Raw genomic sequence first — 20,665 nt, 5'->3', positions numbered from 1 at the left:
GTATCTGTCAAAGGCGTGTCACGTTCAATGAATCCCCCAGCAGACTGACTTGCACGCTTTGTCCCCATAACGGGTCCCGGCGCAAGTCTTCGGCAACCTTGTAATGGCCCGCTATCGAGACCAGTTCGGCACTCAATTGACGACAAAATATCCGTGCGCGCCCGTCTCCCTTGATCCCCGCGAGCGCTCGCCCGCGCAAGGGTCCGTAAACATGGATATTGCCGTCTGAGAGAAGTTCCGCTCCTGGACTCACCGGGCCTAGCACAATGAGATCACAACCTTGTGCGTAGATCTGTTGACCACCGCGCACTGGCTTACTGATGATTTTGCTGGGGCGTGCCGGTTCGGCTTCGGCCTTTTTCCTGACGGGCAGTTCGATGATGCGTTCCTTGGCTCCGGAAGGAGGCAGGACGGGCAGGTCGAGGACGTCAGCCAGCGCCAGATCGGCAGGACGCTGACTGCGTATGGCGAGTGTGCTCAAGCCATATTTATGGCATAGTGCCATTACTTTTTTCAGCTCTACCGGACCCGCATCGTCCGCGAGCTTATCCAGCGTCAGGATGAGTGGAGTGTTGCAGAAGAAATTGGGCGCCTTGGCAACCTTGTCCGCCAGTTGCCGATCGAGCCGTTCCAGATCGTTGTGAGTGAGTTCCAGTAAAGTGATTGCCAGCATGCTGCCCTTGAGCTGGAACACGGGGTCTTGCTCAGTTGCTTCGGCTGCGCTCATGGTGTGCCCGCTTCACGATAAATGCCGGGATTTATAGCCGGAAACGTGACCATATGCTAGGCAGAAGTGCGCATTATCAGACGCTCGCATTCTGTGCTTCCCGCCTTTTCCGCATCGCTTGCCATAACTCATCCTCATTAAGCGGTGCCGCCTGGCGCTGTGTTTGTCGGTAGAATGGCGAACCTTCCACGATATTCGAGCTTATGCATGGAACGTCCCCGTTTTCGTTTGTACTTTCTACACCCTCGTTTCTGGCCGCTGTGGTTGGGGATCGGCGTGCTTTGGCTGGTGGCGCAGCTGCCTTACCCAGTACTGCTGAGGCTGGGGCGTGCGCTGGGAACCTTCATGCGCTGGTTCGCCAGTGAGCGGCGTGAAATCGTCGCACGCAATCTGGAGTTGTGCTTCCCACAGTTGTCGGCAGCGGAGCGGGCGCGACTGCTCAAGGATAATTTCGCCTCCAGTGGCATGGCCCTGTTCGAGATGGCGATGAGCTGGTGGTGGCCGCAGGCGCGACTAAAAAAACTGGCTCATATAGAGGGCCTGGAACACCTGCAACGGGCGCAGGCCGAAGGCCAGGGCGTGATTCTCATGGCTGCGCATTTCACCACCCTGGAAATTGGCGCCACGTTGCTGGGCCAGCGGCATACCATCGATGGCATGTACCGCGAACACGCCAATCCGCTGTTCGACTTCATCCAGCGTAACGGACGCGAACGTATCAACCTGGATGCCAGCGCGATCGAGCGCGATGACGTGCGTGGCATGCTCAAAGTGCTGCGTGCCGGTCGGGCCATCTGGTATGCGCCGGATCAGGACTACGGACGCAAGCAAAGTCTCTTCGTGCCGTTGTTTGGTATTCCTGCCGCGACCGTGACGGCGACCACCAAGTTCGCCCGTCTGGGCAAGGCACGTGTGGTGCCCTTCACTCAGCAACGCCTCAAGGATGGCTCGGGCTATCGGTTGGTCATCCATCCGCCACTGGAAAACTTCCCCGGCGTAAGCGAGGAGGCCGACTGCCTGCGTATCAATCAGTGGGTGGAGCAGGTGATCAGTGCCTGTCCCGAGCAATACCTGTGGGCGCATCGGCGCTTCAAGACGCGCCCGAACAAGGATGACCCCAAGCTTTACCCCAAGCGTATCCGACGCCGCAAGCGCACGCCGAGGAACTGAGAGGCGCGCCAGTTGTGGCCCTTAGTCCGCGATCTGCAGTTCGCGGGCCTGGGTATACACGTAGCGGACTTTCTCGTACTCGAAGGGCGAGTTGAGCTGGCCATAGCGAAAGGCTGTGGTATAGCGGGCATCGACGGCCCGCACCAGGTAGATTTCCGGGTTCTGGCTGCTCGCCTCGCTGACGTTGAGAAAGTTGGTCGGGCTTTCCACGCCAAAGTCGACCACGAGCCCGCCGGTATCGCGCAGGTTCGAGGGGCCGAGGAAGGGCAGCACCACGTAAGGTCCGTGGGGCACGCCATAACTGCCGAGGGTCTGGCCGAAGTCTTCTTTCAGCTTGGGCAGGCCCATGCGCGTGGCGGGGTCCCAGAGGCCGAATACTCCGAACGTGGTGTTGAACAACAGGCGCGCGGTGACCTGCATCGAGCGCTGGCCCTTGAGCTGCAGCACATTGTTGAACAGGTTGCCAATATCGTCGAGGTTGCTGAAGAAGTTGCTCACCCCGTTGCGCACGACCCGCGGCGTGACGCTCTGGTAGCCGCGCACCACAGGCAGAAACACCCACTCGTCGAAGCGATGATTGAAGTGATACACGCGCCGGTTCCACGGCTCCCAAGGGTCGTAGATGGCGAGGGCGGCCAGCGTGGATATCTCGAATTCACGTTGATCCAGGCCAGGATTGAATTTCAGGTGTTCCAGTGGCCGGGTGAAGCCATCGTCATCGACGGTCTGCGCTGCGAGCGGCAGGGACAGCGACAGCAGCAGGGCTAAGCTCAAACCGTTCGGGCTCGGTCGCACAGGCAATCGGATCATGGGTTCTGAGTCCTTGGGCCGTGCCCTAGTGATGGAAGAAGTGGAGCATGGCCTGGGTATTGACCTTGTAATTCAGGTTGCCGCAATGCCCGCCAAGGGGATAGACGGTGAGCCGCGAGCCAAAGGTGCGGCGCAAAAAACCAAGGTCGCCAGGCCCGAGGATGATGTCGTCGGCGTTGTGCATCACGGCAATCTTGTCGCTGCTCTGCAAGTAATCCTGCAGGGCGTACAGGCTCACCGCATCGACCATCTGCTGCAAACTGCCGCCATTGAAGCGGGTGCGCCACATCGGGATCAACTGCTCGGTCATGTAGCAGTCGAAGTCGCAGAGCAGGGCCCGGCGAAAGAAGCGGGTGATGTCGGTGCTTTCGGTGATCGGGTAATCGGGCGGGGTAATCAGGCCACGGCGATTGATCAGGTCCGAGGTGAAGACGATGTCGGCCGAAGAAAAACGGAACGTCGCGCCGATCAGCATGGCCATTTCTTCATTGCTCAGTCGCTGGCGTGACAGCTGAAAGTCATAGAGCAGCGCCTCGTTCAGATCGATATGGCCTTTTTGCTGAAAGTAGCGTGTGAGCTTGCTGAGCATCGACTCGTAGAACGTGGCGGCGTTGGTCACGTTCTCCACCTGGGTTTGCACCAGCATGTCGAGATTGCGCACCGAGGTATACAGATTGACCGGCGGATTGAGCAGCAATACGCGCTTGAAGTTGAAGGCGCGACGGGTCTCGTCCAGGTGACTGACAAACGCCGCATGCAGGCCGCCGAGGCTGTAGCCGGTGAGGTGGTATTCCGTCACCGCTAGCCTGGGGTGGCGAGCCTTGATCGTCTGCATGACGCGGTACAGGTCATCGGCATCCTCGCTGGTAAGTCCCGGTGTGGCATAGCGCGAGGCGCCGGCCATGAAGTCATAGCTGGTCGGCGAAGACAGTTGCACGACATGGAAGCCACCCTGATAGAACACGTTCTTTAGCAATTCCATGTTGCCGGCGGCGTAATGCGCACCGGTGCCGGCAATGATGAAAATCAGCGGTGCCGGCTGCGGCTGCACTGCCAGGCGATAGCGCAGTTTTTTTACCGCCCAGAAATTGTCCGGCAATTCGTACTCGCGATCTGGGCGCACCGTGATGCTGTAGTCCTTCTGATCAATCTCATCGTCTTCGAGCAGACTTGGGCGCAGCTCCGGGGGGGTGCCGGCAATGGTCGCCTCGAACGGATTACGCAGGGGGAAACCGTATTCCTGCATCGGTATATCCACCGCCATCGACGCCGTACTGGTCAAAAGGCAGCCCAGCAGGGCTATCAGGCGGAGAAAATACGGCATGGGTTGGTCTCTTGCTGGCGGGTGGGGCGCTGTTCGGATGTATGACCACGCCTGAGGGGGCAAAGTGCTGGCAGTCACCGGAGTATGCCGTTGACTGCGCGAACCAGCCACGGCCTGGTCAGACAGGGTGTCTACGCTGGGCGAATCGGTTGGGCTCTTTGGTTCGGAGTGTGACTGCCTTGAGGAGATTGAAATGCGTCGTGGTTCGCCCTTGCTGGTGATGTTGCTTGCGTTGCCACTGTGGCTGTTGGCGTTGTATGGGTTGCGCTTCATCTTTCTCGAGGACAGCCGCTGGGTCGGCCTGTGTGCCGAGACGTCAGGTGATTGGCAATGTCAGTTGCGCTCCTGGCTTGGCTGGCTGATCCATTTTAGTGTGTTGGCCTGGGCGGCCTTGCTGGCGGCGCTGCCGGCATTCTGGCTTGCCGGTCGGGTCGGTGCGCGGCTGGCGTTGGTAGGATTGCTACTCGGGCTGGCGGCTTTGGTCCTGTACAGCGCTACGCTGGGTGCTTTTGCCGTGGTGATCGCCAGCCTGCGCCTGGTCAGGGCGAGCCCCAGCGAGAGCAACTAACAGTCGCCTTTGTTCAATGCCGCCAGAACGAGCGGGTCATCAGCACCAGTACGGTAATGATTTCCAGGCGGCCGAGCAGCATGCCGATGGCCAGCAGCCATTTGGCCATGTCCGGCAAGGTGGAGAAATTACCGGCAGGGCCAATGATCGGGCCCAGGCCCGGACCGACGTTGCACACCGCGGTGGCGGCGCCGGTCAGCGCCGTCAGCGGATCAAGGCCAAGCAGGGCCAGGCCCAGGGCGATGAAGCCGATGGTAATGGTGAAGAAGAACGAGAAGGTCAAGATCGAGCGAACGATTTCCTCGTCCAGATTGTGGCCGTTGTACTGCTGCTTGATCACCGCGCGCGGATGGACCAATTGCTGCAAGTTGGCCTTGAGCAATGAATAGGCCACCTGGAAACGGAAAATCTTCAAGCCGCCACTGGTGGAGCCGGAGCAGCCGCCGATAAAGGTCAGGTAGAAAAACACCATGACCGCGAAGCCGCCCCATTGGGTGTAGTCGCCCAAGGCATAGCCGGTGGTGCTGACAATCGACACCACGTTGACCGTGGCGATACGCAGCGCATCGATGAAGGCGTAGTCCGAGTTCAACCATAACCACAGGCTGAACGGCAGGCTGACCCCGGCCAGGACCAGCAGAAAGCCCCGCACCTGCTGGTCGCGAATCAGCGCCCGGTAGTTACCCCGCACTGTCGATACGTAGAGCACGAAAGGCAGGCTGCCGAGCACCATCAGCACCACCGCCACCCAATGGGTCGCTTTGGGGAATGTGGCCAGTGAAGCGTCCGAGGTGGAAAAGCCGGCAGTCGACACCGAGGTCATCGCGTGGTTGACGGCATCGAACCAGCCCATGCCAGTCAGGTGGAACGCCAGCGTGCCCAGCAGGGTGAACAGCACGTAGATCGCCACGAAATACTTGGCCACCATGTGGGAGCGCGGCATGACCTTTTCCGACCAGTCTGAGGATTCGGTCTGGAACAGGCGCATACCACCCACGCGCAGCAGCGGCAGGATCGCAACCGCCATGGCGATAAAGCCGATGCCACCCAGCCACTGCAGCAGCGAGCGCCAAAGCAGCAGGCCCGGTGAGCTTGCATCCAGATCGGAAAGTACCGTGGCGCCCGTCGTGGTAATGCCGGACATGCTTTCAAAAAAAGCATCCGTAAAACTGAGGTTGCGGATCAGCACCAGGGGCAGCGCGGCGAAAAGGCCCACCACCAACCAGCTCGAGGTGGTCAACAGGTACATGTCCCGAGGGCGCAAGTGCGCGTTCTGCGGCCGTCCGGGCAGGGTCAGTGCCAGGCCGACGACAAAGGTGATCAGGCTGGACCAGAGAAACGCGCCGATGTCTTCATGGTGGCCGTACCAGAGCATGGCAACCATGGGCAGCAGCATGCTGGCGGCCAGGGTGATCAGGAAGAGACCGAGAATGAAGCCAATGATGCGCAGGGTCGACAGGGCCATGGAGGCGGCTCGGACTCAAGAAGATGAAAGGGCGCCATTCTACTCGGGGCCGGCGCGCTGTAAACCGCGGGCCTGCAGGGCGTATGGCTCGGACTTAGTGAATTTTTTTTCGTGCCCCCCTTCACAGGAAAACGCGGATGTTGGAAATTATCCGGCGCCGGCCAGTGTCGGTTTCTGAGTCTAAATCTCATGTCCCAAGATAACCCGTGTCTCGCGTGCGGTGCCTGCTGCGCGTATTTTCGTGTCTCGTTTTACTGGGGCGAATGTCGCTCCGCCGGCGGTATTGTCCCGGATGACCGGGTCATACAGATTTCCCCACACCATGCCGCGATGATCGGTACGGACAGCAAGCCGGCTCGTTGTGTTGCCCTGCTGGGCGAGGTGGGCTCTGGCGTGCGTTGTTCCATGTATGAGCAGCGTTCCAGCCCGTGCCGCGAGTTTGCTGCATCCTGGGAGAACGGCGAGCACAACCCGCGCTGCGACGCCGCCCGTGCCGCCCATGGCCTGCCGCCGCTCACGCCACCGCTGCAACCGCATGTATCGCCAGACCGGGTCGCTTGATTTGTTGGGCCTTACGGCAGCGGCTGGGGGAAATTAAGCAAAAGGCGATCTTTTGCGCGAATCAGGGTCCGATAATCAACAGACCTTGGGGAGAGCCGCATGAAAGGTGCCGAAGCCTACGTCAATGATCAGTGGAACACCTGCGGGCTGGCAGAACTGCCCCAAGGAGCCGAGGCGCAGCGCATCAGCCTGCACTTCATCGTGCCGCGTGACGCGCAATTCACGGCGCTGCTGAACCATATCAGCACCGTGGCCCAGCGGCGGTTGTGCGAAGCCTACCCAGGCCGCGCGGTGCATGCCGAACCGGTAGCCGGCTCGGTGGTTGGCGACGGCACTGGAGACGGTATCACCCTGGTTTTCCACGTTGCGCCGCAGCCTGGCCAGGCTGTTGAGCAGACACCGGCAGGGGAGCGCTGATCAGCGCATCAGGGGCAGGCTGCGCCCCTGGCGGCGAAATCTGCGACAATCGCGCCCCTCCGATTTAACCGCGATTGCCTGATGACCGACGCCACCCCCGCCATTGGTACCTTGCTGAACACCCTTGACCAAGCCTTCATGGCGGACCGCCATCGCCTGCGACGCCAACTGCTCGACCTGCAGAAAAAAGGTGATGAGGCGAAGCTGGCGCAATGGCTGGAGCGTTTCCAGGCATCCGTGGCCAAGGTCGAGACGCGCTGCATGAGCGTGCCGTCGATCCGCTACGACGATCAATTGCCCATCGCCGCCAAGCGCGATGAGATTAAGGCGGCACTGGAAAAACACCAGGTGCTGATCATTGCCGGCGAAACCGGCTCGGGCAAGACCACCCAGTTGCCGAAGATCTGCCTGGAGATCGGCCGCGGCGTGCATGGCCTGATCGGTCATACCCAGCCGCGCCGGCTGGCGGCGCGCAGCGTGGCGACCCGCGTAGCGGAAGAAATCGGCACGCCGTTGGGCGAGCTGGTCGGCTACCAGGTGCGCTTTGAAGATCAAAGCACCGATCGCACGCTGATCAAGCTGATGACCGACGGCATCTTGCTGGCTGAAACCCAGCACGACCGCTTCCTGGAAAAATACGACACGCTGATCGTCGACGAGGCCCACGAACGCAGCCTGAACATCGACTTTCTGCTCGGCTACCTGAAAAAACTGCTGCCACGCCGCCCCGAGCTGAAAGTCATCATCACCTCGGCGACCATCGATCTAGAACGTTTCAGCGAGCATTTCAACGGGGCGCCCATCATCGAAGTCTCCGGGCGAACCTATCCGGTGGAAACCTGGTACCGGCCCTTGACTGCCGAAACCGATGAAGACGGCAACCGCGTCGAGGACGACCTCAGCGTTGATCAGGGCATCCTCGCCGCGCTGGCCGAGATCGAGGTCCATGAAAAATCCATCGGCAAGCGTCCCGGCGATGTGTTGGTGTTTTTGCCCGGCGAACGGGAGATCCGCGACGCCGCCGAGGTGCTGCGCAAGGCCAACCTGCGTTTCACCGAAGTCCTGCCGCTGTACGCACGGCTGAGCCCGGCTGAGCAGCAGCGCATCTTCCGGCCGGCCGCCGGGCGCAAGATCGTGTTAGCCACCAACGTCGCGGAAACCTCGCTGACCGTGCCAGGCATCCGCTACGTGATCGACTCCGGCACCGCGCGCATCAGCCGTTACAGCTATCGCGCCAAGGTGCAGCGTCTGCCCATCGAGGCGGTGTCCCAGGCCAGCGCCAATCAGCGCAAGGGCCGCTGCGGACGCGTCGAGCCGGGCATCTGCATTCGCCTGTACAGCGAGGAAGATTTCCTCGGTCGCCCGGAATTTACCGACCCGGAAATCCTGCGCACCAACCTGGCCGCCGTCATCCTGCAGATGCTGCACCTGCGCCTGGGAGATATCGCTGACTTCCCCTTTATCGAGGCGCCGGACGGCAAGGCGATCAGCGACGGCTTCAACCTGCTGCAGGAACTCTCAGCAGTCAGCCGCGAAAACCAGCTGACCCCGTTGGGCCGTCAGTTGGCGCGCATCCCCATCGACCCGCGCCTGGGCCGAATGCTGTTGGAAGCCGCGCAGCAGGGCAGCCTCGACGAGGTGTTGGTCGTCGCCAGTGCGCTGTCGGTGCAGGATGTGCGCGAACGCCCTTCCGACCGGCAGCAGGCCGCCGACCAGGCCCATGCGCAGTGGAAGGACGTGGATTCGGATTTCGCCGCGCTGATCAACCTGTGGCGCGGCTTTGAGGAACAGCGCCAGGCCCTCGGCTCCAGCGCCCTGCGCAGCTGGTGCCGCAGAAATTTCCTGAATTACCTGCGCCTGCGCGAATGGCGCGATGCCCATCGCCAGCTCACCTTAATCTGTCGCGAACTGCAGCTCTCCAGCAGCCCGAAAGGTGGCAGCAGCGGACTGGCTCGCGATCAGCGTGCTGCGATTGGGCCTCAGGGCCGTAGGGTGGATGGCCACCCCGTAAAAAGTGGCAAAGCCACCGAACCCGTTGTGCCCACCACCGACACCCGGGTCAACGCCATTGCCCGCCAGCAGGCCGAAGCCAGCGAGGCCGCGCAGAAGGCCAGAAACTACGCCGCCGTGCACAAGGCGATTCTGGCAGGCCTGCTTAGCCAGATCGGCCAGAAAACCGAAGACGGCGATTTTCTCGGCGCCCGCCAGCGGCGCTTCTGGGTACACCCTTCCAGCGTGCTCGGTCGCAAGAAACCGCAATGGCTGATGGCCGCCGAACTGGTGGAAACCACCAAGCTGTTTGCGCGCATGGTGGCCAAGATAGAGCCGGATTGGATCGAACCGCTGGCGGGCCACCTGATCAAGAAAAACCACTTCGAGCCGCACTGGGAGAAGAAGCGCGGCCAGGTGGTGGCGTTCGAACAGGTCACTCTGTACGGGCTGATCGTGGTGGGCAAGCGTCCGGTGCATTACGGACCCATCGACCCACCGGCGGCCCGTGAGTTGTTCATCCGCGAGGGTCTGGTACGGGGTGAAATCAACAGCCGCGCCAAGTGCCTGCGCGAGAATCGCGACCTGCTGGAGCTGCTCGACGAACTGGAAGCCAAGGCCCGCCGCCGCGACATTCTCGCCGACGAGGAAACGCTGTTCGCCTACTACGATGCACGCCTGCCGGCGGACATCTACCAGACCGCCACCTTCGAAAGCTGGTACAAGCGCGAGAGCGCTCAGGATCCGCAGCTGCTGGTGATGCGTGAGGAAGACGTCCTGGCCCGCGACGCCAGCGAAATCACCGCCGCCCAGTACCCCGATCTGTTGCGCATCGGCACGCTACAACTGCCGCTCACGTATCACTTCGAGCCTAATCACCCGCGCGACGGTGTGACTTTGCGCGTGCCTGCACCCTTGCTGCCGCAACTGCCCGCCGAACGCCTCGACTGGCTGGTGCCGGGCCTGATCGAAGCCAAGGCCATCGCCTTGGTGCGCGAGCTGCCCAAGGCGATGCGCAAGAATTTTGTGCCGGTGCCGGATTTCGTGCGTGCCGCACTGTCGAAAATCACCTTCGGCGAGGGCTCGCTGCCCGAGGCGCTGGGCCGTGAATTGCTGCGCATGACCGGCGCCCGCGTCTCGGATGAGGCGTGGGCCCATGCGCTCTCCGCTGTGGAAAGCCACCTGCGCATGAACATCGAAGTCGTCGATGGGCGGGGCAAGTTCCTCGGCGAAGGCCGCGACCTGGCCGAACTCACCGCACGCTTCGCCGACGCCAGCCAGGCGGCGCTGGCCATTCCCCAGACCGAAAAGACGCAACGGCCCGTCGAAGCCAAGGCCTTTGCCGAGGTGGCGGAAACTACCCAGCAACGCATCGCCGGCCTGTCGATGACGGTATTCCCGGCGCTGGTGGAAGAGGCTGGGGTGGTCAAGGAAGGGCGTTTCCCCACCCAGGCCGAAGCCGACTACCAGCACCGCCGCGCCTTGCAGCGCCTGCTGCTGCAACAATTGAGCGAACAGGCGAAATTCTTGCGCGGCAAGTTGCCCGGACTGACCGACATGGGCCTGCTGTACCGCGACCTGGGGCGTATTGACGCGCTGGTCGAGGATATTCTGCTGGCCAGTCTGGACGGCTGCATTCTCGAAGGCGTTGCGCCGCTACCCCGCGACGGCGCAGCGCTGGCCACCCTGGCCGAACAAAAGCGCGGCGCCTGGACCGAACACGCCGAGCGCCTGGCTCGTCTCACTCTAGAGATCCTCAAGCTCTGGCACACCCTGCAAAAGCGCTTCAAGGGGCGTATCGATTTGGCCCAGGCGGTGGCGCTCAACGACATCAAGGCGCAGCTGGGCAACCTGGTGTACCCCGGTTTCGTGCGCGACACCTCGCACGAATGGCTCAAGGAATACCCGCGCTACCTCAAGGCCATCGAACAGCGCCTCGACAAGGTGGGCAGCCAGCTACAGCGTGACCGTGTGTGGAGTGGCGAACTGGCTGGCTATTGGGAGCAGTACCAGGCCCGTCTCAAAAAGCATCAGCAGGAAGGCAAGCGCGATGCGAATCTGGTGCTGTACCGCTGGATGCTGGAGGAATACCGCGTCTCGCTGTTCGCCCAACAGTTGGGCACGAAGATGGCGGTGTCGGACAAACGCTTGAGCAAGCAGTGGGCAGCGGTGGAAGGCTGAAACATGACACCGCAGCTGCTTCAGGAGAGATTGCGAGTTGCTGGGTTTAGCGGAGAAACCGCGCATGGGGCGCTGCTGCTGGCTGCGACACGTCGTCGCGGCACCATGGCCTCTGGAGGGCGAAGCGCCTCATTGAGTTTGCCAACCTTCCGTTCGGCAAAACAAAAGACTGCGTTCGGCTCGTCTTTCCCGGCGATAATCATTGACTCGCTTCGATCCGCCTAGGTAGCGTGGGCAGTTGGCCATACTGACTCCGTCACCGACTGTTGCCAAGAACCGAGTCAATCACTCCAAACAATAACGACGGCGCTCCATAGGGGCGCCCTTCGGAGAGTTGCATGCAGACCAGCCAACTTCTGCTCGAAGGCGTAGAGATCATGCTATTTGGCATGGGATCCGTCTTTGTCTTTCTGGTTCTTCTGATTTACTGCATTCGCCTGATGTCATTCCTCACCGCTCGCTTTGTCAGCGAACCGGCGGCGACTCCGGCACCTATTCGGGCGGCTTCCGCTGTCGACGCCGATGCAGACACCCTGGCCGCCATCAAGGCCGCAATCCATCTCCACCGCGCGCGCCGCGCCTGACCCGGGAAAGGGAACATCCAATGACCGTTTCGAACAAGAAGCCGCTCGGCATTACCGACGTGGTGCTGCGTGACGCCCACCAGTCCATCCTGGCCACCCGTGTGCGTCTGGAAGACATGCTGCCGATCGCGCCCAAGCTTGATCAGGTGGGTTTCTGGTCGGTGGAAAGCTGGGGCGGGGCGACCTTTGACGCCTGCATTCGTTACCTGGGTGAAGACCCCTGGGAGCGCATCCGCGAGCTGAAGAAGGCGATGCCCAACACCCGCCAGCAAATGCTGCTGCGTGGCCAGAACCTGCTCGGCTACCGGCACTACGCCGATGACGTGGTGGAAAAGTTCGTCGAGCGCGCCGCGATCAACGGCGTGGACGTGTTTCGCGTATTCGACGCGATGAACGACCCGCGCAACCTGGACACCGCGCTGCGCGCCGTGAAGCGCCAGGGCAAGCACGCCCAGGGCACCATTTCCTACACCACCAGCCCGGTGCATACCCTGCAGATGTGGGTCGACCTGGCCAAGCAGATCGAGGACATGGGCGCCGACTCGGTGGCCATCAAGGACATGGCCGGCATCCTCACCCCGTACCAGGCCTATGAGCTGGTCTCGCGGCTGAAGGCCAGCCTGACTATTCCGGTGCACATGCAGTGTCACGCCACCGCCGGGCTGTCCACTGCGGCCATCCTCAAGGCCGTGGAAGCCGGTATCGACAACGTCGACACGGCCATCTCCTCGCTGTCCATGACCTATGGCCATTCGCCAACCGAGTCGGTGGTGGCGATCTTCCAGGGCACCGAGCGCGACACCGGCCTGAATCTGGAGCTGCTCGAAGAAGTGGCCGCCTACTTCCGCGAGGTGCGCAAGAAATACGCGAAGTTCGAAGGCACCCTGCGCGGCGTCGATTCGCGCATCCTGGTTGCCCAGGTGCCCGGCGGCATGTTGACCAACATGGAAAGCCAGCTCAAGGAGCAGGGTGCGCTGGACAAGTTCGACCAGGTGCTCGAGGAAATCCCGCGTGTGCGCGAGGACCTGGGCTTCATCCCGCTGGTCACCCCCACCTCGCAGATCGTCGGCACCCAGGCGGTGATCAACGTGCTCACCGGCGAGCGTTACAAGTCGATCACCAAGGAAACCGCCGGCGTGCTCAAGGGCGAGTATGGCGCGGCGCCGGCGCCGTTCAATGCCGAATTGCAGACCCGTGTGCTGAACGGTGCCGAGGCCATCACCTGCCGTCCGGCCGACCTGCTGGACGCCGAGATGGACAAGCTGACCGTCGAGCTCCAGGGCATTGCCCGCGAGAAGGGCATCCAGTTGGCCGCCGACGTGATCGACGACGTGCTGACCTACGCGCTGTTTCCACAGATCGGCCTGAAATTCCTCGAGAACCGTGGCAACCCGGCGGCCTTCGAGCCGGTGCCAAACGGCCAGGAGCTGGCAGCACCCCGCGAGGCCGGCAAGCCGGAGGTCTATACCGTGGACGTCAACGGCAAGTCCTTCGTGGTGCAGGTCAACGAGGGCGGCGACATCGAAGGCATCAAGCCGCTCAATGGCGCTGCGGGACAACCGGCCGCAGCGGCCGCCGCTTCGGCGCCGACCTCAGGCGAGCCGCAGCCGGCTCCGCTGGCCGGCAACATCTTCAAGGTGCTGGTGCAGCCTGGGCAGATGGTCCAGGAGGGCGATCTGGTGGTGATTCTCGAGGCCATGAAGATGGAAACCGAGATTCGTGCCTTCAGGGCAGGCACCGTCGCGTCGGTCGACGTTAAAGTCGGTGATGCAGTATCGGTCGGCAATTCCCTGCTGAGCATCGCTTAAGGAGCGTTCCATGGAAAAGTTGCTCACGCTCTGGCAGAGCACCGGCCTGTACCATCTGGAAGCCGGCCAGGCCCTGATGATGGTGGTCTGTTCCGCGCTGATCTACCTGGCGATCCGCAAGGGCTTCGAACCGCTGCTGCTGATTCCCATCGGCTTCGGCGGCATCCTGGCTAATATCCCGGTGGCCAACATGGCCGAGGGGGTCGGCATCCTCAATCTCTTTTATGAGGTGGGCCTGCCGACCAGCGTGTTCCCGCTGCTGATCTTCATGGGTGTTGGCGCCATGACCGATTTCGGTCCTATGCTGGCCAATCCCAAGACGCTGCTGCTCGGCGCCGCCGCACAGTTCGGCATCTTCGGCACACTGCTGGGCGCCCTAGCGCTGACCGCCAGTGGTATCCCCGGTATGGAGTTCACGCTCAAGGAAGCGGCGTCAATCGCCATCATCGGCGGTGCCGATGGCCCCACCTCGATCTTCGTCACCTCCAAACTGGCACCGGACCTGCTTGGCCCGATCGCCGTGGCCGCGTACTCCTACATGGCGCTGGTGCCACTGATCCAGCCGCCGATCATGCGCGCGCTGACCACTCCGGAGGAGCGCGCCATCGTCATGACCCAGCTGCGGCATGTCAGCCAAGTGGAGAAGATCATCTTCCCACTGCTGCTGTGCCTGCTGGTCGGCATGCTGCTGCCGGACGCCGCGCCCCTGATCGGCATGTTCGCCTTCGGCAATCTGCTGCGCGAATGCGGCGTGGTGGATCGCCTGGCGGATACCTCGCGCAATGCGCTGATCAACATCATCACCCTCGCACTGGGCCTGACGGTCGGCTCCAAGCTGTCCGCCGATGCCTTCCTGCAGATGAAGACGCTGGGCATCCTGGCGCTGGGCATGGTGGCCTTCTCGGGCGGTACTGCGGCGGGGATCATCATGGCCAAGATCATGAACCGCTTCAGCACCACCAAGATCAATCCGCTGATCGGTTCGGCCGGTGTCTCGGCGGTGCCTATGGCGGCGCGGGTCTCAAACAAGGTCGGCCTGGAGGCCAACCCGCAGAACTTCCTGCTGATGCATGCCATGGGGCCCAACGTGGCCGGGGTCATCGGCTCGGCTGTGGCGGCGGGGGTGCTGCTCAGCTTCGTCGGCTGATCGGCGTTTGCTTCGTCAGAACCCCGCCTGGTGCGGGGTTCTTTTTTGGCGAGCCCGGTGGGCTGGTCGGTCTCTGCTGCGCACCGAGTCCATCTGGGCCTCACGGGGCGTGCATTCTTCTGTCTGTGTGTTTCTTGTCACATTTTGCGGCCAGTGAAAGCGGATCCCAAAGGCATCGACTAGAGTTCTCACAGCCCTTTTTTAGAGGTCGTGCCATAGAGCCGACTCTCGCGCAGCAGGATGCTGAACGCCGACATGGATGTCTCCCGCGTACTGTCCGAAGTGGTCCGGACCCTCTTGTGCCTGTTGCTGGTCCTGCCGATGGCGCACGCCCGCGCCGGGGATGTCGACGATGAGCTCAAGGGCTTCATCGTCGACCAGACCATCACTCACATCGGCCATTTCTTCTACCGTCACTTTAGCGAACGGCTGCGTGACATCAGCCGCCTGGACTTCAACCTGGTAGTGCGCGAACGACCCTCGGCGCGCTGGGGCAGTCTGGTGTGGGTGGAATACGAGCAGGGTACGGTGTATCGCCGTTTTCTGTCGCCCAATACAGCCGAGCTTCAGGCAGTGGCCTATGCCGCAGCCGATCAGGTCAAGGAGACGGTGACCCGTCGTCGACTGGAAATTCTTCTGCAGGACACCACGGACATGGATCGAGACGAACTATGAAGAGACACTTGATTGCGCGGTCCGCCGCGCTGTGGCTGGCTGGCGGCTTGTTGGGCGTCGTGCAGGCCAGTGAGCTGGTCTATACGCCGATTAACCCCTCGTTCGGAGGCAGCCCCCTGAATGGAGCCTGGTTGCTGGGCAACGCCCAGGCGCAGAACGATCACTCCAGCTCAAGCCCAGGCCTAGGGGCGGGCTATGCCGGTACCACGGCGCTGGAACGCTTCACCAGCCAGCTGGAATCACGGCTGTTGTCGCAATTGATGACCAACATCGAGAGCGGCGAAACCGGCACCCTGACCACCAGTGCGTTCATCATCGAAATTCAGGATAACGCCAATTCAGGCATCCTCAGCATCCTGGTGACCGACCGAAAAACTGGAGAAGTGTCGGAAATTGTTCTTAGTGGCTGGACGCCGAACTGATTGATGGAACAAGGATGTGGAATGAGAACCTTACTAGCAGTAGCACTGGCCTGCGCGTTGTTGCAGGGCTGTTCGTTGCGCGAGCCGATGCCGGCCGAGCTTGATGCGGAAATTCCCACACTCACGCCCAGGGCGTCCACTTATCATGATTTGGTCAACATGCCCAAGCCAAAGGGGCTGGTGGTCACGGCGCTGTACGGCTTCCGCGACCAGACAGGGCAATACAAGCCGACCCCCGCCAGTTCGTTTTCCACCAGCGTGACCCAGGGCGCGGCGAGCATGCTGATGGACGCCCTGCAAGCCAGCGGCTGGTTCATGGTGTTGGAGCGCGAGGGGCTGCAAAACCTGTTGACCGAGCGCAAGATCATCCGCGCCTCGCAACAGAAGAACAACACACCGGCCAACATTCTTGCCGAGTTGCCGCCCCTGCAGGCGGCCAATATCGTGATGGAGGGGGGTATCGTCGCCTTCGACAGCAACGTGCGGACCGGTGGGGAGGGGGCCCGCTACCTCGGGATCGGGGTGTCTAGCGAATACCGCGTCGATCAGGTAACGGTGAGCCTGCGGGCGGTGGACGTGCGCAGCGGACAGGTGCTGGCCAACGTCATGACCAGCAAGACGATCTACTCGGTGGCGCGTAGCGCTGGCGTGTTCAAGTTCATCGAACTCAAGGATCTTCTCGAAGTGGAGGCCGGCTATACAATCAATGAGCCCGCCCAGCTCTGCGTGCTCTCGGCCATCGAAGCAGCTGTTGCACACCTGATCGCCCAAGGCATTGAGCGCAGGTTGTGGCAGGCCGCCGATCAAACGGCGCTGGCGGAGTCCACGCTGGGCAAATACCTGACCCACTAGCTTGAGTGCTGTCCCGCCAAAAGAAAAACCCGGAGCCTGGCTCCGGGTTTTCTTTTTAATGCTGCACGTGCGCAGTCGCAGGCGACTGCGCACTGAAGGTCAACGCTGGGTGGCGATGGCCTGGTTGGCCGTGCCGAACTGATGGATATTGCTGACCTGGTTGTAGCCGGCCTGGGTGATGACCGCATGGTTGAGCGAGCCGGCCTGGCTGACGTAGGCGCTGTTGAAGCCACCGGACTGCACGAGGTCGGCCGTGTTGAGGTGACCGCTCTGGTAGGCGTGGGCGCGGTTGTAGCTGCCGCCCTGATCCAGATTGACAACGTTTTCCGTACCGCTGCTGTTGCCCGCGAAGCTGTTGTAGCTGCCGCGCTGATCGGCGATCAGCAGGTTGTCGCTGCCGTTCTGGTCGAAATACAGCTCGTTGTAGCTGCCGGTCTGGGTCACCAGGCCGCGGTTGAAGTCGCCGTAGGCGCCGACGTTCGCCGTGTTGCCTTGGCCGCTCTGCTCGAGTTCGTGACGGTTGCCTACGCCCTGCTGGGTCAGGGTGGCAGAGAGATTTGCGCCCCGGGTCTGCTGGACGTACAAATTGTTGGCTTCACCGGTCTGCAGGGTGGTGATCCGGCTGTGGTCAGCCTGAAACTGATGGGCGTCGACTACTTGCAGACTGCCGAGCTGCTGCACATCGATCTGGCTGCCAACCTGTTCGATCTGGGAGATGAGCGCTGAGCTGTTCACGCCGTCCTGCAGGGTGGTTATCTGGTTGTTGCCGGTGTCGCCCTGGTAGACACGGATGCTGTGCAGGTTGCCCTGTTGCTGGATCTCGATGACGCCGCCATCGTTCAGGGTCTGGATGGCCGAGGCCTGGTGATGCGCACCTTGCTGGTCGATCAGCGCGCGGTTGTGGCTGCCATGCAGCTCCTGGCGAATGCTGGCATCGTTGAATGCGCCATGCTGGAGAGTGGTCGCGGTGTTATGGGCGCCGCCCAACTGCACAGCGGAACTGTCATGGCCATGGCCCTGCTGGAACTGCCAGATGGTGTTGGCGCGGCCGCCGAACTGGCTGGCGTGGCCGTCATTCTCCTGGCCGTCCTGCACCTGCTTGATCAGGCTGCCGTTGCCGGCCCGGTACTGGTCGGCGTCGAGTCGGTTGTTGGCACCGATCTGTGCCTGGCCGACGGTGCCGGCACTGCCGACTTGTACCGACTGGGCATCGTTGCGAACGCCGGTCTGGCCCTGAACGACGTTAGCGCGCCCACCGAATTGCTGGACGGCTGCGCTGTTCTCCTGACCCGATTGGATTTGCAGGGAAAAATTGTCGGCCAGCACCGGGCTGGCGGCCAGAATCAGCATCGCTGCTGCGAGAGGGGTCTTCCTGAACATATGTTGCCTCCTTGCTGTGGTGGTTACTGCATTTTCTTCTTGTGAGCCTCAGCGCTGACGAACATGGGCGCTCTGCCCGACGCCAACCTGAGTGATCCGGCCGTACAACCCCGAACCGCTCTGCTCGATGCTGGCGGTGTTATGTGCTCCGGACTGGATGATGTCTGCCTGGTTGCCCACGCCGAACTGAACAATGGCCGCCTGGTTGCCATAGCCTTGTTGCCAGATGCTGGCCATCAAGTTGCTTCCCTGTTGCAACAGGTAGGCTTCATGGTGGCTGCCTTGCTGGACAACGCTGCCGAGCAACGACTCTCCCGACTGCTCGATAGCGGCAAGGTTGTAGTGGCCGATCTGGCTGATGTGCAACTGCTGTTCGCCGGGGATGAAAATTCGCGCCTCGTACAGGTCGCTGCCGGCGAGATCGGCGTTGTCCAGCAGATCAAAGGCGGATGCCGCCCCGCAGTGCAGGGTCAGGGCAAGAAGTGCGGCAAAAGGGGCATGTTGGCGTTTCATCCCATATCCTTGGGGCTGTTTAGCGGTCGCTTCCTGCGACTCGCTCTGCATTTCGTTGCCAGAAAACAGCGGATGCTCTGGTATTTGCCAGAGCATGGTTCAGGTTGTACGTTTCGGCAAATCGATGCATGCAAGTGTGCAAAGGCGTCTGGCACCTGTGGTGTATGCGCAAGAGAGCTGAAATTCATTGAGGAAAAGCGATGAGTACCATCGTCCGTATCGCAGCCCGCAGCGCCGACCTCGGCGAGGGCTTGCTCGTTCGCCGCGCGCTGCCCAGTCGCCGGCAGCGCATGGTCGGCGCCTGGTGCTTTCTCGATCATGCCGGCCCGGTTGATTTTGCGCCGGGCCAGGGCATGCATGTCGGCGCCCATCCGCACACGGGGTTGCAAACCTTCACCTGGTTGATCGAGGGCGAAGTCCTGCATCGCGACAGCCTGGGTAACGAGCAGCTCATCCGCCCCGGTGCGGTCAATCTGATGACGGCCGGACGGGGTATCGTGCACACCGAGGATTCAGCCGATGGCCAGCGTCTGCACCTGGCGCAATTGTGGATTGCGCTGCCGCCCGAAGCGCAGGATTGCACGGCGGATTTCGCGCACTACACCGATCTGCCGCATTGGCAGCAGGGCCATGCTCAACTGACTCTGCTGGCGGGCACCTACGGTGAACGCAGCGCCCCGGCCCACGTGTACTCGCCGCTGGTAGGGCTGGACATTCGTTGTGAGGCGGCGACGACAGTCGACCTGCTGCTGGATACTGAATTCGAATATGGGCTGCTGCCGATGAGTGGCGACGTCACCGTGGATGAAGAGTGCGTTCAGGTCGACGAATTCGCCTACTTCAAGCCCGGCCGCGCTCACCTGCGCCTGAGTCTGGCCGCTGGCGCCAAGATACTGCTGCTCGGCGGGCGTCCCTTCGAACAACCGGTGCTGATGTGGTGGAACTTCGTGGGCTTCAGCAAGGCCGCCATTGCCGAGGCGCAACGTCAGTGGGAAAGCAGCGACCCCCGCTTTGCTCCGGTTGGGGCCGGCAGCGCGCCACGCTTGGCGGCACCGCCTTTGCCATGGCGCGATTACTGAGGGGCGAGGTGGGCGGCGGGACCCAGATAACCGCTAGGGTTCGCGCAGATCGACGGCACGAGCGCCCTGGCCGTCGAACAAATGGTTGAGCCGTTCGGGCAGCAGTCTTGCCGCACGGCTTTCATCGCCCAGGATGCGGATATCGCTGTACTTCCTGCCGGATAACACCGCCAGCCCGGCGGCGTCACGGATCACGCTGGGGCGCAGGAACACCATCAGGTTGCGTTTGATATGCGTGTCGGTGGTCGAGCGGAACAGGCGACCCAGCCAGGGAATGTCACCGAGCAGCGGCACCTTGGACACGCTCTGCGTGATGTCGTCCTGGATCAGCCCGCCGAGCACCACCACCTGGCCGTCGTCGGCGAGGATGGTGCTCTTGATCGAGCGCTTGTTGGTGATCAAATCGACCGCGCCAGTGTTCAGGCTGGCGGCGGGGGCGATGGAGGAAATTTCCTGCTCGATTTCCAGGCGCAGGGTGGCACCCTCGTTGATGTGCGGGGTGACTTTGAGGGTCACGCCGATGTCCTGGCGCTCGATGGTGGTGAACGGGTTGCTGGCGCCGTCGCTGGTGGTGGTGTAGGAGCCGGTCTGGAACGGCACGTTCTGGCCGACGAGGATTTCCGCCAGCTGGTTGTCCAGGGTCAGCAGGCTGGGCGTGGACAGCAGGTTGCTCTTGCTGTTGGACGACAGTGCGGTGATCAGCGCGCCGAAGCTGTCGCTGCCGATGCCGATGATGGCGCCATCGGGCAGGCCCGTTTCCGGCACGATGACCTCGTCCTGCAGGTTTTGCAGCACGGTGCCCACCGACAGGCCGGTGCCGTTGAAGTTGATCGCGCCCACGCCGCCGCGACTGCCACGCGCATCGATCGCCCACTGCACGCCGAGGGCGTCGGTGATGTCGCCGGACACCTCGACGATGGCCGCCTCGACCAGCACCTGGGCGCGCGGCACATCGAGCTGGCGGATGATCGACTCGAGCATGCCGATGACGTC

Annotated in this window: 18 protein-coding genes and 1 pseudogene; 12 read left to right on the top strand and 7 right to left on the bottom strand. The window is 62.1% G+C overall.

Annotation, left to right across the window (positions count from 1 at the left end):
• Nucleotides 1–7: 7 nt before the first annotated feature.
• Nucleotides 8–727, bottom strand: coding sequence for a septum site-determining protein MinC (minC, locus tag ACTV8E_RS10170; protein WP_251837656.1), 720 nt, complete (start codon nt 725–727; stop codon nt 8–10).
• Nucleotides 728–934: 207 nt separating this feature from the next.
• Between minC and ACTV8E_RS10165 the strand changes: the two genes are divergently transcribed.
• Nucleotides 935–1,897, top strand: a complete 963-nt coding sequence (locus ACTV8E_RS10165; RefSeq protein WP_443199441.1) for a lipid A biosynthesis lauroyl acyltransferase — start codon at nt 935–937, stop codon at nt 1,895–1,897.
• A 21-nt stretch (nt 1,898–1,918) separates the two neighbouring features.
• Here ACTV8E_RS10165 and ACTV8E_RS10160 read toward each other — a convergent pair whose 3' ends face one another.
• Together ACTV8E_RS10160 and ACTV8E_RS10155 are read right to left on the bottom strand one after the other, a co-directional pair.
• The gene (locus tag ACTV8E_RS10160; protein WP_443199440.1) at nt 1,919–2,707 is read right to left on the bottom strand and encodes an MlaA family lipoprotein; all 789 of its coding nucleotides are present in this window, start codon (nt 2,705–2,707) and stop codon (nt 1,919–1,921) included.
• Between the two features lie 25 nt (nt 2,708–2,732).
• The gene (locus ACTV8E_RS10155) at nt 2,733–4,031 is read right to left on the bottom strand and encodes a serine/threonine protein kinase (protein ID WP_443199439.1); all 1,299 of its coding nucleotides are present in this window, start codon (nt 4,029–4,031) and stop codon (nt 2,733–2,735) included.
• Between the two features lie 193 nt (nt 4,032–4,224).
• Between ACTV8E_RS10155 and ACTV8E_RS10150 the strand changes: the two genes are divergently transcribed.
• A complete protein-coding gene (locus tag ACTV8E_RS10150; protein ID WP_251837660.1) occupies nt 4,225–4,599 on the top strand; it encodes a hypothetical protein in 375 nt (124 codons plus the stop codon).
• 13 nt (nt 4,600–4,612) lie between these two features.
• On the opposite strand, the gene ACTV8E_RS10145 is transcribed toward ACTV8E_RS10150, so the two are convergent.
• Nucleotides 4,613–6,064: a TrkH family potassium uptake protein gene (locus ACTV8E_RS10145; protein WP_273534831.1), complete on the bottom strand. Its 1,452-nt coding sequence runs from the start codon at nt 6,062–6,064 to the stop codon at nt 4,613–4,615.
• Nucleotides 6,065–6,253: 189 nt separating this feature from the next.
• On the opposite strand from ACTV8E_RS10145, the gene ACTV8E_RS10140 reads away from it, so the two are divergent.
• The 9 genes from ACTV8E_RS10140 to ACTV8E_RS10100 all read left to right on the top strand — a co-directional run bounded on the left by ACTV8E_RS10140 (nt 6,254) and on the right by ACTV8E_RS10100 (nt 16,700).
• Nucleotides 6,254–6,625, top strand: coding sequence for a YkgJ family cysteine cluster protein (locus ACTV8E_RS10140; RefSeq protein WP_251837662.1), 372 nt, complete (start codon nt 6,254–6,256; stop codon nt 6,623–6,625).
• 99 nt (nt 6,626–6,724) lie between these two features.
• The gene (locus ACTV8E_RS10135) at nt 6,725–7,042 is read left to right on the top strand and encodes a hypothetical protein (protein ID WP_251837663.1); all 318 of its coding nucleotides are present in this window, start codon (nt 6,725–6,727) and stop codon (nt 7,040–7,042) included.
• A gap of 81 nt (nt 7,043–7,123) precedes the next feature.
• A complete protein-coding gene (gene hrpA / locus ACTV8E_RS10130; protein ID WP_443199438.1) occupies nt 7,124–11,212 on the top strand; it encodes an ATP-dependent RNA helicase HrpA in 4,089 nt (1,362 codons plus the stop codon).
• Between the two features lie 338 nt (nt 11,213–11,550).
• Nucleotides 11,551–11,796, top strand: a complete 246-nt coding sequence (locus ACTV8E_RS10125) for an OadG family protein (RefSeq protein ID WP_251837665.1) — start codon at nt 11,551–11,553, stop codon at nt 11,794–11,796.
• Between the two features lie 20 nt (nt 11,797–11,816).
• A complete protein-coding gene (gene oadA, locus ACTV8E_RS10120; protein WP_443199437.1) occupies nt 11,817–13,604 on the top strand; it encodes a sodium-extruding oxaloacetate decarboxylase subunit alpha in 1,788 nt (595 codons plus the stop codon).
• 10 nt (nt 13,605–13,614) lie between these two features.
• Nucleotides 13,615–14,751, top strand: a complete 1,137-nt coding sequence (locus ACTV8E_RS10115) for a sodium ion-translocating decarboxylase subunit beta (protein ID WP_443199436.1) — start codon at nt 13,615–13,617, stop codon at nt 14,749–14,751.
• 321 nt (nt 14,752–15,072) lie between these two features.
• The gene (gene csgE / locus ACTV8E_RS10110) at nt 15,073–15,426 is read left to right on the top strand and encodes a curli production assembly/transport protein CsgE (protein WP_443199577.1); all 354 of its coding nucleotides are present in this window, start codon (nt 15,073–15,075) and stop codon (nt 15,424–15,426) included.
• Nucleotides 15,423–15,848 (top strand): curli assembly protein CsgF, encoded by a 426-nt coding sequence (locus ACTV8E_RS10105; RefSeq protein WP_443199435.1) that lies wholly within the window; start codon nt 15,423–15,425, stop codon nt 15,846–15,848. The genes csgE and ACTV8E_RS10105 overlap by 4 nt, the downstream gene beginning before the upstream one ends.
• A gap of 21 nt (nt 15,849–15,869) precedes the next feature.
• The gene (locus ACTV8E_RS10100; RefSeq protein ID WP_251837669.1) at nt 15,870–16,700 is read left to right on the top strand and encodes a CsgG/HfaB family protein; all 831 of its coding nucleotides are present in this window, start codon (nt 15,870–15,872) and stop codon (nt 16,698–16,700) included.
• Between the two features lie 99 nt (nt 16,701–16,799).
• Here the strand turns inward: ACTV8E_RS10100 and ACTV8E_RS10095 are convergent, their stop codons facing one another.
• Nucleotides 16,800–18,080, bottom strand: coding sequence for a hypothetical protein (locus ACTV8E_RS10095; protein WP_443199434.1), 1,281 nt, complete (start codon nt 18,078–18,080; stop codon nt 16,800–16,802).
• A gap of 48 nt (nt 18,081–18,128) precedes the next feature.
• Complete coding sequence (locus ACTV8E_RS10090) at nt 18,129–18,593, bottom strand: curlin (RefSeq protein WP_443199433.1); 465 nt, start codon at nt 18,591–18,593, stop codon at nt 18,129–18,131.
• A gap of 200 nt (nt 18,594–18,793) precedes the next feature.
• On the opposite strand from ACTV8E_RS10090, the gene ACTV8E_RS10085 reads away from it, so the two are divergent.
• On the top strand, nt 18,794–19,672 hold the full coding sequence (locus ACTV8E_RS10085) for a pirin family protein (protein WP_251837672.1): 879 nt from the start codon (nt 18,794–18,796) through the stop codon (nt 19,670–19,672).
• 33 nt (nt 19,673–19,705) lie between these two features.
• On the opposite strand, the pseudogene ACTV8E_RS10080 reads toward ACTV8E_RS10085, so the two are convergent.
• A pseudogene (locus ACTV8E_RS10080) lies at nt 19,706–20,665 on the bottom strand (type II secretion system protein GspD); the annotation flags it as partial.

Origin of the sequence: Pseudomonas sp. B392_1p (assembly GCF_052245235.1) — a bacterium.
GTDB classification, from domain to species: Bacteria; Pseudomonadota; Gammaproteobacteria; order Pseudomonadales; family Pseudomonadaceae; genus Serpens; species Serpens gallinarum.
The sequence above is the reverse complement of the archived record's forward strand: the minus strand, read 5'-3'. Positions and strand labels throughout refer to the sequence as shown.

Excerpts from the sequence above, each read along its gene's own strand:
- ACTV8E_RS10155 (WP_443199439.1), bottom strand. The coding sequence starts at position 4,031 with ATGCCGTATTTTCTCCGCCTGATAGCCCTGCTGGGCTGCCTTTTGACC.
- ACTV8E_RS10085 (WP_251837672.1), top strand. The coding sequence starts at position 18,794 with ATGAGTACCATCGTCCGTATCGCAGCCCGCAGCGCCGACCTCGGCGAG.
- ACTV8E_RS10145 (WP_273534831.1), bottom strand. The coding sequence starts at position 6,064 with ATGGCCCTGTCGACCCTGCGCATCATTGGCTTCATTCTCGGTCTCTTC.
- ACTV8E_RS10140 (WP_251837662.1), top strand. The coding sequence starts at position 6,254 with ATGTCCCAAGATAACCCGTGTCTCGCGTGCGGTGCCTGCTGCGCGTAT.
- ACTV8E_RS10125 (WP_251837665.1), top strand. The coding sequence starts at position 11,551 with ATGCAGACCAGCCAACTTCTGCTCGAAGGCGTAGAGATCATGCTATTT.
- ACTV8E_RS10135 (WP_251837663.1), top strand. The coding sequence starts at position 6,725 with ATGAAAGGTGCCGAAGCCTACGTCAATGATCAGTGGAACACCTGCGGG.
- ACTV8E_RS10160 (WP_443199440.1), bottom strand. The coding sequence starts at position 2,707 with ATGATCCGATTGCCTGTGCGACCGAGCCCGAACGGTTTGAGCTTAGCC.
- oadA (WP_443199437.1), top strand. The coding sequence starts at position 11,817 with ATGACCGTTTCGAACAAGAAGCCGCTCGGCATTACCGACGTGGTGCTG.
- ACTV8E_RS10090 (WP_443199433.1), bottom strand. The coding sequence starts at position 18,593 with ATGAAACGCCAACATGCCCCTTTTGCCGCACTTCTTGCCCTGACCCTG.
- ACTV8E_RS10100 (WP_251837669.1), top strand. The coding sequence starts at position 15,870 with ATGAGAACCTTACTAGCAGTAGCACTGGCCTGCGCGTTGTTGCAGGGC.
- ACTV8E_RS10115 (WP_443199436.1), top strand. The coding sequence starts at position 13,615 with ATGGAAAAGTTGCTCACGCTCTGGCAGAGCACCGGCCTGTACCATCTG.
- ACTV8E_RS10105 (WP_443199435.1), top strand. The coding sequence starts at position 15,423 with ATGAAGAGACACTTGATTGCGCGGTCCGCCGCGCTGTGGCTGGCTGGC.
- minC (WP_251837656.1), bottom strand. The coding sequence starts at position 727 with ATGAGCGCAGCCGAAGCAACTGAGCAAGACCCCGTGTTCCAGCTCAAG.
- ACTV8E_RS10150 (WP_251837660.1), top strand. The coding sequence starts at position 4,225 with ATGCGTCGTGGTTCGCCCTTGCTGGTGATGTTGCTTGCGTTGCCACTG.
- hrpA (WP_443199438.1), top strand. The coding sequence starts at position 7,124 with ATGACCGACGCCACCCCCGCCATTGGTACCTTGCTGAACACCCTTGAC.
- ACTV8E_RS10165 (WP_443199441.1), top strand. The coding sequence starts at position 935 with ATGGAACGTCCCCGTTTTCGTTTGTACTTTCTACACCCTCGTTTCTGG.
- csgE (WP_443199577.1), top strand. The coding sequence starts at position 15,073 with ATGGCGCACGCCCGCGCCGGGGATGTCGACGATGAGCTCAAGGGCTTC.
- ACTV8E_RS10095 (WP_443199434.1), bottom strand. The coding sequence starts at position 18,080 with ATGTTCAGGAAGACCCCTCTCGCAGCAGCGATGCTGATTCTGGCCGCC.